Origin of the sequence: Lentzea sokolovensis, assembly GCF_033949975.1 — a bacterium.
In the GTDB taxonomy this organism is placed as follows: domain Bacteria; phylum Actinomycetota; class Actinomycetes; order Mycobacteriales; family Pseudonocardiaceae; genus Lentzea; species Lentzea sokolovensis.
Genome location: NZ_JAXAVU010000009.1, coordinates 374135 through 387921, shown reverse-complemented (window position 1 = coordinate 387921; position 13787 = coordinate 374135). Strand labels below are relative to the sequence as shown.

The following is a 13787-nucleotide window of genomic DNA, read 5'->3' as shown; positions in this document are numbered from 1 at the left end:
ACAGTCGGAGGTTCGACCTTTTGTCCTCCGACTAGGCCGTCCGATTACCGGACGCTGCTGTCCCGGTTACCGATCGTTAACTTAGCTGCGGGCCTCAGGGGAAGAGCCTAGGCACGCGAGCAGAGGCGGAGTCGTGACAGGATCGAGAGGTGGACCGCTCAGTTGTGACCAGCACCGTCAGGACGCTCTGGGACGACGACATCGTCCCGAGCCTGTCTCAGCTCGTCGCCGTACCGGCGATCTCGCCCGCGTTCGATCCCGCCTGGGAAGAACACGGCGAACTGGCCGCCGCGATCGAGCACGTGCGCCTCTGGATCGAGTCTCGGAACCTCCCCGGAGCGGTCCTCGAAGTCGTCCAACTGGCGGGACGCACGCCACTTCTCGTGGTCGACGTGCCCGCGTCCGGTAACTCCGGCGACGACACGGTGTTGCTCTACGGCCACCTCGACAAGCAGCCGCCGGTGGGCGGCTGGGGTGAAGGGCTCGGCCCGTGGACCCCGGTTCTGCGTGACGGACGTCTCTACGGCCGTGGCGCGGCCGATGACGGCTATTCCGGATATGCCGCGATTGCCGCTATCGAGGCCGTGCGCGCCGCCGGTGGTTCACACGCCCGTTGCGTCGTGCTGCTGGAGACCGGCGAGGAGTCGGGTTCGCCCGATCTGCCCGCCTACCTGGAGCACCTGTCCTCACAGCTGGGTCGCGTGTCGCTCGTCGTCTGCCTGGACTCCGGCGGCTCCGACTACGACCGCATGTGGCTGACCACGTCGCTGCGCGGGTTGGTGCAGGTCACGGCCACCGTCCGGGTGCTGGACGGCGGACTGCACTCCGGCATGGCGTCGGGCATCGTGCCGTCGTCGTTCCGCATCGCCCGCGTGTTGCTGGACCGGATCGAGAACTCGGAGACCGGCGAGATCCTCGTGCCGGAGATGCACGTCGAGATCCCGGCCGGACGGCTGGCCGAGGTCCGCGAGGCCGTAGAGGCCGCGCCGGGTGCGCTGTGGGGTGCGGTGCCGCGCGTCGGCGACCTGGAGCCCGTGTCCTCCGACGAGGTCGAACTGGCCCTGAACTCGGGGTGGCGGCCGACCCTGTCCGTCACCGGTGCCGAGGGTCTGCCGTTGCCCGACGACGCCGGCAACGTGCTGCGGCCGTTCACCTCACTGGTGCTGTCGTTCCGCCTGCCCCCGACGGCCTCGGCCGCCGCGGCGCTGGAGGCGGTGCGCGAGAAGCTCACCACCGACGTGCCCTACAACGCGACCGTGGAGCTCTCCCGCGTCGAGTCGGCCGACGGCTGGAACGCACCCGAGCTGGCCCCCTGGCTGTCCGCGGTCCTGGACGAGGCGGGCAAGGAGATCTTCGGCGCGCCGTGGCGGACCGTGTCGCTGGGCGGCTCGATCCCGTTCATGGGGCTGCTGCACGAGGCGTATCCGGAGGCCCAGTTCGTGGTGACGGGCGTGATCGGTCCGGACTCGAACTGCCACGTGCCGGACGAGTGGCTGCACCTGGCGCACGCGGCTCGGGTCACCGAGGCCATCGCGCTGGTGCTCGACTCGCACTCAAAGCAGGCCTGACCCGTCTTTTAGTGAGGAATCACTCAGACAAGACCTGGACCCCACCAGCCGTCCTACCAGGTGTCCCACACTGGGGCGATGGGCGAACAAGCGGAACGGGCGCGTCTCGCGGAGTCGGACACACCGACTTCGCCGTGGCGGCTGTGGGGGCCGTACCTCTCGGGTCGCCAGTGGGGCACGGTCCGCGAGGACTACTCGCCCGAGGGTGACGCGTGGGCGTCGTTCCCGTTCGACCACGCCCGTGCGCGCGCCTATCGGTGGGGCGAGGACGGCATCGCCGGGATCTGCGACGTGCACGGGTTCATGAACTTCGCGATCGCCCTGTGGAACGGCAAGGACCCGATCCTCAAGGAGCGGTACTTCGGCCTCACCAACGACGAGGGCAACCACGGCGAGGACGTCAAGGAGCACTGGTGGGTGACCGACGGGACGCCCACCCACTCCTGGATGCAGGTGGTCTACCGGTATCCGCAGCGGGAGTTCCCCTACGGCCAGTTGCGGGAGATGGCGCGCAACGCCGGCCGGGAGAACCGCGAGCCCGAGCTGAGCGACACCGGGGTGCTCGACGAGAACCGGTTCTTCGACGTGCAGGTCACCTACGCGAAGGCCGACACGGACGACATCTGCGTCGAGATCAGCGCGACGAACCACGGGCCGGAGGACGCGCCGCTGCATCTGCTGCCGCAGTTGTGGTTCCGCAACACGTGGGCGTGGGGGCGGGACCAACGGCCGTGTCAGCTCGTCGCGAGCACCACGACCGGACGCAAGGTCACGGCTGACCACGGCAACCTCGGCCGGTACACGCTGCACCTGGACGACTCGCCGTCGATGCTCATGACGGACAACGAGAGCAACGAGATGTCGCTCTTCGGGGCCGAGCGCAACCCGTCGCCGTGGGCCAAGGACGGCATCTGCAACTACGTGGTGCACGGCAGCACGTCCACGTGTCAGGTCGTGGGGCCGGACGACGCCGGTGTGGCGGGCACGAAGTTCGCGGCCTGGTACTCGTTCGACCCGGTGGAGCCGGGCGAGACGGTGACGATCCGGGTCCGGCTGGTCGGCGGCGACGGGCACCTGGATCCGTTCGGGCCGAGTTTCGAAGAGACCATGAGCGCCCGCAAGCTCGAAGCCGACGAGTTCCACGACGCCATCGCGCCGGACACGAGCCCCGAGGAGAAGCACGTGCTGCGGCGCGCGCTCGCGGGTCTCATGTGGACGAAGCAGCACTACCGGTTCCGCACGCGTGACTGGCTGGACGGCGACCCGACCAAGCCCGAGGCGCCGTCGAGCCGAAGAACGCCCGAGGCGCGCAACGTGCACTGGCGGCATCTCGACGTCGCCGACGTGATCTCGATGCCGGACGAGTGGGAGTACCCGTGGTTCGCGGCGTGGGACCTCGCGTTCCACACGATCCCGTTCACGCTGGTCGACCCCGCGTTCGCGAAGGAACAGCTGCTGCTGTTCTGCCGTGAGTGGATGATGCACCCCAACGGCCAGATTCCTGCCTACGAGTGGGAGTTCGGCGACGTCAACCCGCCGGTGCACGCATGGGCGGCGCTGCAGGTCTACCGCGCCGACGGCAGCAGGGACCGCGGGTTCCTCGCCAAGATCTTCCACAAGCTGCTGCTCAACTTCTCCTGGTGGGTCAACCGCAAGGACGCCGACGGCAGCTACCTGTTCGAGGGCGGGTTCCTCGGCATGGACAACATCGGGCCGGTCAACAGGTCCGAGCCGATGCTGGGCGCGTGGCGGCTGGAGCAGTCCGACGCGACGTCGTGGATGGCCGCGTACAGCCTGCACCTCATGCAGATCGCGCTGGAGCTGGCGCGCGACGACGAGTCCTATGAGGACGTCGCGACGAAGTTCGTCGAGCACTTCCTGTCGATCGCGGAGGCGTTCACGCACTTCGGTTCGCACGGCGGCGGAATCTGGCACGACGAGGACGGCTTCTGCTACGACCGCGTCTCGCGGCGCCACCCGGACGGCCACGTCGAGTCCGAGCCGGTGCGCGTGCGGTCGATGGTCGGCCTGATCCCGTTGCTGGCAAGCGCCGTTCTCGAACCGTGGGTGCTCAGCGACCTGCACGGGTTCACCAGACGGCTGGAGCACCTGCTCAAGCGCCGGCCGGAGCTGCGGCAGTTCATCACGTTCCACTACGAGCGCGGCGCGTTCGTGTCGTTGCTGGACGAGAGCAAGCTCAAGCGCGTGCTGCACCGGATGCTCGACGAGCAGGAGTTCCTGTCGCCGCACGGCATCCGGAGCCTGAGCGCCGCCCACCGCGAGGGACTTGAGGTCAACGTCGCGGGCCAGGACCACCGCATGGGCTACGAGCCCGGCGAGTCGCACACGCCGATGTTCGGCGGCAACTCGAACTGGCGCGGCCCGGTCTGGCTGCCCACCAACGCGCTGCTGGTGGAGGCGCTCCGGACCGTCTGCGCGTTCCACGACGGCATGTTCCAGGTCGAGATGCCGACGCACTCCGGCCGCTGGGTGACCGCGGGCCAGGTCGCGGACGAGCTCTCCGACCGGCTCGTCGGGTTGTTCCTGCCCGACCACGACGGGCGCAGACCGTCGGACGGCAAGCGGATCGAGGCGTCCGAGTCACCCCTGTGGCGCAGGCACGTCACCTTCAGCGAGTACTTCGACGGGGACACCGGAGAAGGCCTCGGGGCCACGCACCAGACCGGCTGGACCGCGCTGGTGGCCGGACTGCTGACCGAAAGAACACGCTGACCAGCACCGTCGTGATCAAATCCTGATCAAGGACACGCTCGCGGATGGTTATCATTCGTGCGCAATACGTGAAGACGTTGTGTGATCTGGCCCAAATCGCGCAAGATTCTGTGCCCACAAGACTGATTTGACGCAAAAACATTGCAAGGCAGTGGCCTGTAACACCCACGTGCTGTCCACCGCGTCACCCGAGTGGCAGGATCCCGTTCACTCGTCCGCGACAGTTACGAGGAGTGACGCAGTGGCTCGTCGATCCAGGCACGTGCTCGCCCTGCTGCCCGCAGCGGCCCTAGCGCTGACCGCGCTCGCCGGTTGCGCGACGAGCACCAACAGCGGTGGTGGCACCACCGACGGTGGTATCAAGCTTGTCAAGGAAGGCAAGCTCGTCACCTGCACCCATCTGTCCTACAAGCCCTTCCAGTACACCGATGGTGACAAGACCGTCGGCTTCGACGTCGATCTGGTCGACCTGATCGCCAAGGACCTGGGTGTCCAGCAGGAGATCTTCGACACCCAGTTCGAGACGATCACGTCTGGCGCGAGCTTCAACGCGAACCAGTGCGACGTGGCCGCCGCGGGTATGACCATCAAGGAGGAGCGCAAGCAGTCGATCGACTTCTCCGACCCGTACTTCGAGGCCACGCAGGCGCTGCTGGTCAAGAAGGACTCGCCGATCAAGGCGCTGGCGGACCTCAAGGGCAAGAAGATCGGTGTCCAGCAGGACACCACCGGTGAGATCTACGCCAACGACAACAAGGCCGCCAACGGCTACGAGGTCATCCAGTTCGAGGACCTCCCGCTGATGGAGACGGCCGTGCGCACCGGCGCCGTCGACGCCGCGATCAACGACAACGGCGTGCTCTTCGACTACGTCAAGGAGTTCCCGGACACCGCGGTCTCCGCGGAGTTCCAGACGAACGAGCAGTACGGCATCGGCGTGAAGAAGGGCAACACCGCGCTGCTGACCAAGGTCAACGACGTCCTGAAGAAGGCCAAGGACAGCGGCGAGTACGACAAGATCTACGAGAAGTGGTTCGGCAAGAAGCCGGAGAAGAAGTAGCTCCACCAACGACGGGGCGGCGGATGACGCCGCCCCGTTCGTGTCCGAACCACAGCCGCTAGGAGTCAGACCATGGCGCTGTCCAAGCGCAAGCGGGCCGAATACTTCCGGTACTCGCAATACACGCTGCTCGTAGTCATCGCCCTGGTGATCGCGTTCCTCGCCGACTGGGAACAGATCCGCACGGCCTTCTTCAACTTCAAGACGATGGGGGACATGTTCCCCAACGTCATCGTCATCGCGTTGAAGAACACTCTCATCTACACGGCGCTCGGGTTCGCGTTCGGCCTCGCGCTGGGCCTGGTCCTCGCGCTGATGAAGCTCTCGTCGATCGCGCCGTACCGCTGGATCGCGACCGTCTACATCGAGTTCTTCCGCGGCATTCCCGCGCTGCTGGTGTTCATCGGTCTGGCGTTCGGTGTGCCGCTCGCGTTCCAGATCCAGTTCGACATCTACTCCACGACCATGCTGGCGCTCGGCATCGTCGGTGCCGCCTACATGGCCGAGACGATCCGCGCCGGCATCCAGGCCGTGCCGAAGGGGCAGATCGAGGCGGCGCGTTCGCTGGGGATGTCGCAGGGCCGCGCGATGATCACCATCGTGATCCCGCAGGCCTTCCGGATCATCCTGCCGCCGCTGACCAACGAGCTGATCCTGCTGACCAAGGACTCCTCGCTGATCTACATCATCGGACTGGCCCGCGACCAGTACGAGCTGACGAAGTTCGGGCGGGAGACGCTGAGCCGCAGCCCGTCGCTCACCCCGATCCTCGTCGTCGGGCTCTGCTACCTGATCATCACGTTGCCGCTCGGGTACCTCTCGCGGTACCTGGAGCGCCGCTCCGGCGGAAAGAAGGTGTCCGTCCTGTGAGCGAGATTTCCGTTGAGATCACCGGGCTGAAGAAGTCGTTCGGCTCGTTGGACGTGCTCAAGGGCATCGACGTCACGGTCAACCGCGGTGACGTGGTCTGCATCGTCGGCCCGTCCGGTTCGGGCAAGTCGACGTTGCTGCGCTGCGTGAACCTGCTCGAGGAGCCGAACGACGGCAAGATCGTCGTCAACGGCGTCGAGCTGACCGACCAGGACGTCGACATCGACCTGGCGCGCACGAAGATCGGCATGGTCTTCCAGTCGTTCAACCTGTTCTCACACCTGAACGTCCTGGCCAACCTCACCGTCGCGCAGCGCAAGGTGCTCAAGCGCGGCGAGAAGGAGGCGCAGGAAGTCGCCCTGCGCAACCTGGAGCGGGTCGGCCTGTCGGAGAAGGCCAACTCGATGCCCGCGCAGCTCTCCGGTGGCCAGCAGCAACGCGTGGCGATCGCCCGCGCGTTGTCGATGGACCCCGAAGTGATGCTGTTCGACGAGCCGACCTCGGCGCTCGACCCCGAGCTCGTCGGTGACGTGCTGGGCGTGATGCGCCAGCTCGCCGACGAGGGCATGACGATGCTGGTCGTGACGCACGAGATGCAGTTCGCCCGCGAGGTCGCCGACAAGGTGATCTTCATGGACGGCGGCTACATCGTCGAGGAGGGCCCCGCGGCCGAGGTGATCGGCAACCCGCAGGAGACGCGCACCCAGGAGTTCCTGGCCCGCGTGCTCGACCCGACGCACCACGGTCCGAGCGACCCGGTCTAGTCGCGTGGCGAGGGGGAAGGTCGCCGCGGCGGACGTGCTGCGGGGGCTGTTGGGGGAGAACGAGAATTCCGGTGGTGGCGGGTGGAGGTTGCCTCGGCGAAGGCCGAGCACCCCACCCGTCATCCGCGTGGTGGACCGGGTGGTCACCGACGTGCTCGACCTGCGCGCGGTCGAGGTGCCCTACGTGCTGGAGTTCGAGCGCTGCCAGTTCGAGGCGGCGCCGGACCTGCGGCAGGCGAACCTGGCCGGCATCTCGTTCACCGACTGCGACCTGCCCGGTCTTGAGGCGCGCAACCTCCACAGCGGCAACGACGTCTCGTTGCTCGGCTGCCGCGTCACCGGGCTCACCGACCTGACCGATGCCGAGATCGCCGGCTCGGTCCTGTTGCGGGACACCAGGTTCAGTCTTCCCGGCGGGCTGTGCCTGCACGGCGACCGGTTGACGATCGCCGGCGCGCTGCTCGGGTTCGGCATCCACACCGAGGGCGAGATCCGGCTGGCGGGTTCGCGCATCGGCGGCAACGTCAACCTCGGCAGCTCCGTGCTGGAGAACGCCGACGGCTTCACGTTGAACGGCAACGGCATGCAGGTCGGCGGCAACTTCCTCGGCGCGTTCACCTCGCACGGCGTGGTGTTCCTGTCCAACTCCCGGATCAGCTCCACGTTGTCGTTGAGCGGCGCGATGCTCTCGCGCGGTTCCGACTTCGCCGACAGCAGCGACCCGCACGACGACCCGTCGGCGACGCTGATCCTCGACCGCGTCGACGTCTCCGGCGACCTGGAACTCGACCGCGGCTTCACCAGCCAGGGCACCATCCGCGCGGTGAACGCGAAGATCGGCGGCACGTTGTCGCTGGCAGATGCCGTCATCGACGCCGTCTCGCCGCCCGCCGTCGGCACTGACCCGACCGGCTCGGGCCGCGCGCTGCACGTCGACGGCGCGGAGATCGGCGGCGACGTCGTCGGCCGTGGCGTGAAGATCAGGGGCCAGCTGCGCATGGTCGACACGCACGTGCGCGGCAGCATCACGATCGAACGGGCCACTGTGGACAATCCGGCCGCGGATGCCGTGCTGGCCAACCGTTCCCAGATCGGCAGCAACTTCGTGGTGCGCGAGTCGGAGGTCTCCGGCGGCCTGGAGCTGCGCGGCATCACCGTCGGCGCCAACCTCGACCTGCGCGGCAGCCGGTTGATCAAGCCTGGCAAGTACCGGCACCAGCCGCGCGAGAAGCCGTCGCTCGACATCGGTGGCGCCACGATCGGCCGCGACCTCATCTGCGCGCGCGGCGACAAGGAGTTCGTCGCGCATGGCGGCGTGCGCTGCCGTCGCGCGGTGATCGGCCGCATGGCGAACTTCAACGGCGGAGTGCTCGGCTACAAGCTCGACAGCCACGCGTTGAACGCCATGGGCATGCAGGTGCAGGAGCTGATGCTCAACGTCGTGTCGCCGCCCAAGGGCCTGGTGACGCTGCGGCAGGCGCGCTGCACGTCGTTGGACGACAACGAGAACTTCTGGAACGCCACCGGGTTCATCGACCTCGACGACTTCCGCTACGACTCTCTCGCGTACCCGATCGACCTGCGCGACGACGAGCAGGTCGAGCAACGGCTGCGCTGGCTGCGGCAAGCGATGCGGCGCAGCTACCACCCGCGCCCGTACGACCAGTTCGCCGAGATGCTGACCGCGGCCGGCAACGAGGAACACGCCTCGACCGTGCTGATCGAGAAGCAACGCCTGCGGTACAAGGCCGTTGCCGAGGGCATGCGGTTCTTCGGCCCGTTGGTGCTGCTGTGGAGCTTCCTGCAACGGTCGATGGTCGGCTACGGCTACCGCCCGGCGCGTGCCCTGGGGTGGCTGATCGCGGCGTGGGTCGTCGGCAGCATCTGGTTCCACGTCAAGGGACCGCTGATCGAGATCAACGACGACGACCACCTGCCGTGGAACGCGTGGCTCTACACGATCGACCTGGTGGTGCCGATCGTCGACTTCGGCAACAAGAACCGCTGGCAGACGCCGGGCGCGTCGCAGTGGATCGCGTCCGGGCTGATCGTGACGGGCTGGGTGCTGGCGACGACCGTGGCGGCCGGTCTGACCCGGATGCTGAAGCGTTAGAACTCCACCATCGGGGTATTTCGCCTCGTGGTGAACGGTGGTGCGATCTTGTGGTGATCGCCGCCGAGTCGACCGAGCTGTTCGTCGGGCCTCGGACCGCGCTGTTGCAGGTGGTGCGGCTGACGTCACCGACGGCGGCGGGGCCGGTGCACGCGCACGTGTCCGGGCCCGGCCTGCACTCGCCGCGGCACGGCGGATCGCTGGTGCTGGGACCGTTCGGCTACGAGCTCGGCGTCGACGTCTCGGCGCATCAGCCGGGCGCCGTGGTGCCCGCTCAGGCCGTGATGCGGTCTGCGGCGGGTGAGGAGTCGTGCACGTTCTCGCTGGTCGTGGGCTCGCCGGGGTGGACCGTGCACCTCGTCGGGCACGTCGCGGCTGACGCGCCGTTCGCTGCTCTTCGCGCCCATCTGGACCTGGCGCTGACCGATCCCGCCTACCGGTTCGCCGTGACGTCGGTGGAGTTGCTGCAGCCGTACTGGGACACGTTTCCGCAGCACCGTTCGCTGCTGTTGCGGCTGATCTCGGAGGGGCGGGTCGAGGTCGTCGGGAGCGAGTCCAATGTGGTCGGTGTTGCGCCGGTGCTCTCCTCGCTGCCGTCCGGTCTGCCGCTGACGGCCTCTTCGCTGGGTGAGGCCGAACGGTCGGTCTACTCGGCGTTCCTGGAACTGCGGCCCGGCGTTTCCGCTCCGCACGTGATGCTGCCGGTCGGAGGCGCTCGTGATGCACCGAACCCGTGGGTTACTGCTGTCCATCACGACTGGAGCGCGCGCTACACGTGGCCACGGATCGTCTGCTCGTTGCCGCGTGACTACTACGTGCGCGGGTCTGTGCCCGTGCCGCCTGGTTTGGTGGACGACTCTCCCGCTGCCGTGTTCGCCCGGCTGACCGGATTGGAGTTTCCGCACGCCGCGCTGGAGCGGGCCGCCCTCGCCCACCCTCGCGAGGCCTTCGACCTGCGGTCCGAGGTCGTGTCGCGGTCTCTGGCCGCGTTGACGTCCACTGTGGACTCTTCAGTGACCGTCTGGAACCCGCTGCCTTCTTCCTGCACCGACATCGTGTCTGTGCATCTGCCGTCTGCTTCGAACGTGCACGTGGAGCTCGACGGTGTGGCGCTGCCGACGTTGGTCGACGGTGTGACCGTGACGTTCTTGGCGCGCGATGTGCCCGCACGCGGGTGTTGCACGTACGAGTTGGTCGAGGACGACGTCGACCATGGCTGGAAGCGTGGTTATGGCACCGAGATCGCCTCCACTCACTACGTCCTGTCGTACGACCCGATCGCTTCTCTCGTCGCCGTGGACGGATCTGCTCAGGAGACGCCCCGTCTGACCGGTCCTGTCAGCGTCTGGCACAGCGAGGTCGGCGAGAAGATGGTCGGGTCCACGACCTTCACGCTGTGGAACGACGTCGCTCACCTGGGTCCTTCCTCGTTGTTCGGCGTGCTGGGGTCGCCCAGGACGCCGCCGTCGCAGGCTGGGCCGCTGGGCCCTGTCTCACCTGCCGTGACGCCGGTGTTCGCGCGTTACTGGCTGCACGAGCCCACGCCGTTGGGCGGCCTGCCCGCGAACGTCCAGCTCGAAGTGCTCGGTCCTACGCGGCTGCGGGTGGTGGCCGTCTCGGACGGCCCGGCGTTCTCGGGCGTCGTCCGCCTCTCGCTGCCCGACGGCTGGTCGGCGTCGTGGGACTCGCTGCCCGTGTCTCTTCCGGCGGGCGACTACGTCTCGGCCGAAGTGGACCTGGAGCCGCCGCGCACGCCCGGCTGCCATCCGGTGCGCGCCACGCTGGAAGGGCTGCCGTTCGAGGTCTACGACGTCGCGCTGCTGACGGTTCCCGAATGGGACGACGACCCCGTCGAGGTGCTCTGGGTGGCCTCGGCACCGTCGGTCGTGTCGGTCGGACCAGGGGAAACGTCGTCGCTTCAGGTGGTCGTGGCGTCCGGCGCGCACGGCGACCTGCCGGTGCAGGCCCGGCTGCTGTCGCCGCGGGAGTCGTGGGACTTCGCCGGCCCGTTCTGCGTGGGCGGCCTGCTCCCCGCCCAAGGCCGTCTGCCGCTCGGCTTCACCGTCGCGGCGCCGCCCTGGGCCACGCCGGGCACCTGGTCCGCCGTGGTCCGCGTGACCGCCGGCGAGTTGGTCAGGACCACTGCGCCCATCCGCCTAGAAGTGGCTGGTTAAGCTGCGTCACCGTGACTGATCTGGTGCTGGCACTGGACTTCGGCGGCACCAAGATCGCCGCCGCCCTGGTGGACCCCCGCGGCTCGGTGGTGCGTTCCTCGCGCGTGCCGACGCCCTCCGAGAACCCTTGGGACGCCGTCGTTTCGGTGATCTCGTCGGTCGTTCAGGACGCGGCTGTCGCCGGTGTCGGCATCGCCTCGGCGGGCCCGTTGGACGCCGTCGCCGGCACCGTCTCGCCGATCAACGTGCCGTCGTGGCAGGAGTTCCCGCTGCGGTCGTCGGTGGCGTCGCTGTTCCCCGGTGTCCCGGTCGAGCTCGCGGGCGACGGCGTCTGCATGGCGCTGGGCGAGCACTGGCGTGGCGCTGGCCAGGGCAGCACGTTCATGATCGGTCTGGTCGTGTCCACCGGCGTCGGCGGCGGGCTGGTGCTGGACGGACGGCCGTTCGGCGGCCGCACCGGCAACGCGGGGCACATCGGCCACATCGTGGTGGAGCCCGACGGCGATCCCTGCACGTGCGGCGGCCGCGGCTGCGTGGAGACCGTCGCGGGTGGCCCGCGCATGGTGGAGTGGGCGCGACGCAAGGGCTGGCAGGCGCCGGACCACGCCGATGCCGCTCTGCTGGCCGCCGCCGCGATGTCCGGCGAGGAGATCCCGCTGGAGGCCTTCGAACGCGCCGGTCAGGCCGTCGGGATGGCGATCGCCGGTGCGGCCGCGGTGTGCGATCTGGAGCTGGCGGTCATCGGGGGCGGGGTGGCGCAGGCCGGGGAGCTGCTGTTCGAGCCGGTGCGGCGGACGTTGAAGACGCACGCCGGGCTGTCGTACCTGGCAGGGCTCGAAGTGCGGCAGGCGGAGTTGGGCGGCGAGGCCGGACTGGTGGGCGCCGCCGCGCTGGTCCGTCAGACCGCCTGACGGGTGTGTCGCAGCGGCGACTCCACGCGGCCCACCGCGACGCCGCCCGCCTCCAGAGCCGCACGTACCGTGCGAGCGATCTCCACCGCTCCTGGCGTGTCTCCGTGCACGCAGAGGGAATCGGCCTGGATCCGGACCGGACGGCCGGAGACGCTGCGGACCCACCCCTCCGTCGCCAGCTGCACGCACCGGGCCGCGATCTCGGCCGGATCGCGCAGCACGGCTCCCGGCTCGCCGCGCGGCACCAGGGTTCCGGACGCCGTGTAGGCGCGGTCGGCGAACGCCTCGTGCCACACGCGCAATCCGGCCACCGATGCTCGCTTCAGCCACACCGCACCTGGTGGGCCAAGCACTGCGAGCGTCGGGTCGAACAGCCGGACCGCGTCGACCACCGCGTCGGCCTGGGCCTCGTGCCGGACGAGGGTGTTGTAGAGGGCGCCGTGCGGTTTCACGTACGAGACGCGGGTTCCGGCGGCGCGGGCGAACGTTGCCAGCGCGCCCAGCTGGGCCAGGACCTCGTTGGTCAGGGTGTCCGGAGCTACATCGATGAACCGGCGGCCGAAGCCCGCCAGGTCGCGATAGCCGACGTGGGCACCCACCGCGACGCCTGCGGACGCGGCCAGCGCGCAGGTCTCCCGCATCGTGTCGGCGTCGCCCGCGTGGTAGCCACAGGCGATGTTCGCGCTGGTCACGACGTTCAGCAGTGCCTTGTCGTCGCCGAGGGTCCACTGGCCGAAGCCCTCGCCGAGATCCGCGTTCAGGTCCATGGACGTCCTCCTAGGCGCGCTCGTTTTGTTGGATCGTGGGATTGTTGAACGATTCTACGATAGTGCAATAGAACGATCCTGCAAATAGACTGCCGAGGTGACCGAGACGTGGGTGTCGACGCTGGCTCAGGGCAAGGCCGACCTGGAGCGCGCGAGCACCGCGCAAAAGGTCGCCGACATGCTGCGCGAACGGGTGCTCGACGGTGAGCTGGAGCCAGGACTGCGCCTGAGCGAGGAAGCGATCGGCGGCGCGCTGGGCGTCAGCCGCAACACGCTCCGCGAGGCGTTCCGGCTGCTCACGCGCGACCGCATCCTGGTGCACGAGCACAGCCGCGGGGTCTTCGTCCGCCGCCCGACCGGCGACGACGTGCGCGACCTCTACGCCGCGCGCCGCGTGATCGAGTGCGGTGCCCTCCGCCGGTGGAACGACGTCAGCGAGAAGCAGCGGGAAGCGGTGCGGACGCCGGTCCGCCAGGCCGTGGCACGGGCGGAGAAGAACGACTTCAGCAAGACCGGCACCGCGAACATCCAGTTCCACCGCGGCATCGTCGGCCTCGCGGGCAGCGTCCGGCTGAGCGACGAGTCCGACCGGCTCTTCGCCGAGCTCATGCTCGCGTTCCGCGTCGCGCACGAGGTGGAGGCCTTCCACCAGACCTACCTGCCGTGGAACCGCAAGATCGTCGAACTGCTGAACGACGGCACGGTCGAGCAGGCGGTCCAGCAGCTGGACGAGTACTTCGACGCGGCCGAACAGGACCTCGTCAGCCGTCTGACGGCGGATTAGTCCAAAGAGAACGTTAAGTCGAAGGCAACGATTGCGATCACGA

Annotated in this window: 10 protein-coding genes; 9 read left to right on the top strand and 1 reads right to left on the bottom strand. The window is 68.4% G+C overall.

Features of this window, described 5'->3' with window-relative positions; genetic code table 11:
• The first annotated feature begins 149 nt into the window (after window positions 1-149).
• The 8 genes from SK854_RS19230 (at window position 150) to SK854_RS19195 (ending at window position 12193) form a co-directional block, all read left to right on the top strand.
• On the top strand, window positions 150-1568 hold the full coding sequence (locus tag SK854_RS19230) for a M20/M25/M40 family metallo-hydrolase (RefSeq protein ID WP_319976473.1): 1419 nt from the start codon (window positions 150-152) through the stop codon (window positions 1566-1568).
• Window positions 1569-1646: 78 nt separating this feature from the next.
• A complete protein-coding gene (locus SK854_RS19225; protein WP_319976472.1) occupies window positions 1647-4301 on the top strand; it encodes an MGH1-like glycoside hydrolase domain-containing protein in 2655 nt (884 codons plus the stop codon).
• Window positions 4302-4542: 241 nt separating this feature from the next.
• Window positions 4543-5361, top strand: coding sequence for an ABC transporter substrate-binding protein (locus SK854_RS19220; protein WP_319976471.1), 819 nt, complete (start codon window positions 4543-4545; stop codon window positions 5359-5361).
• A gap of 72 nt (window positions 5362-5433) precedes the next feature.
• On the top strand, window positions 5434-6231 hold the full coding sequence (locus SK854_RS19215) for an amino acid ABC transporter permease (RefSeq protein WP_319976470.1): 798 nt from the start codon (window positions 5434-5436) through the stop codon (window positions 6229-6231).
• Entirely contained in the window at window positions 6228-6995 is a 768-nt protein-coding gene (locus SK854_RS19210; protein ID WP_319976469.1) for an amino acid ABC transporter ATP-binding protein, read from the top strand. Before SK854_RS19215 ends, SK854_RS19210 begins: the two co-directional genes overlap by 4 nt.
• 4 nt (window positions 6996-6999) lie before the next feature.
• Window positions 7000-9108, top strand: a complete 2109-nt coding sequence (locus SK854_RS19205) for a hypothetical protein (protein ID WP_319976468.1) — start codon at window positions 7000-7002, stop codon at window positions 9106-9108.
• A 53-nt stretch (window positions 9109-9161) separates the two neighbouring features.
• A complete protein-coding gene (locus SK854_RS19200; protein WP_319976467.1) occupies window positions 9162-11282 on the top strand; it encodes an NEW3 domain-containing protein in 2121 nt (706 codons plus the stop codon).
• A gap of 11 nt (window positions 11283-11293) precedes the next feature.
• Window positions 11294-12193: an ROK family protein gene (locus SK854_RS19195; protein ID WP_319976466.1), complete on the top strand. Its 900-nt coding sequence runs from the start codon at window positions 11294-11296 to the stop codon at window positions 12191-12193.
• Here SK854_RS19195 and SK854_RS19190 read toward each other — a convergent pair.
• A complete protein-coding gene (locus tag SK854_RS19190; protein WP_319976465.1) occupies window positions 12181-12960 on the bottom strand; it encodes a LamB/YcsF family protein in 780 nt (259 codons plus the stop codon). The genes SK854_RS19195 and SK854_RS19190 overlap by 13 nt on opposite strands.
• 97 nt (window positions 12961-13057) lie before the next feature.
• Here SK854_RS19190 and SK854_RS19185 point away from each other — a divergent pair, with 97 nt between their 5' ends.
• The gene (locus SK854_RS19185; RefSeq protein ID WP_319976464.1) at window positions 13058-13744 is read left to right on the top strand and encodes a GntR family transcriptional regulator; all 687 of its coding nucleotides are present in this window, start codon (window positions 13058-13060) and stop codon (window positions 13742-13744) included.
• Window positions 13745-13787 lie beyond the last annotated feature (43 nt).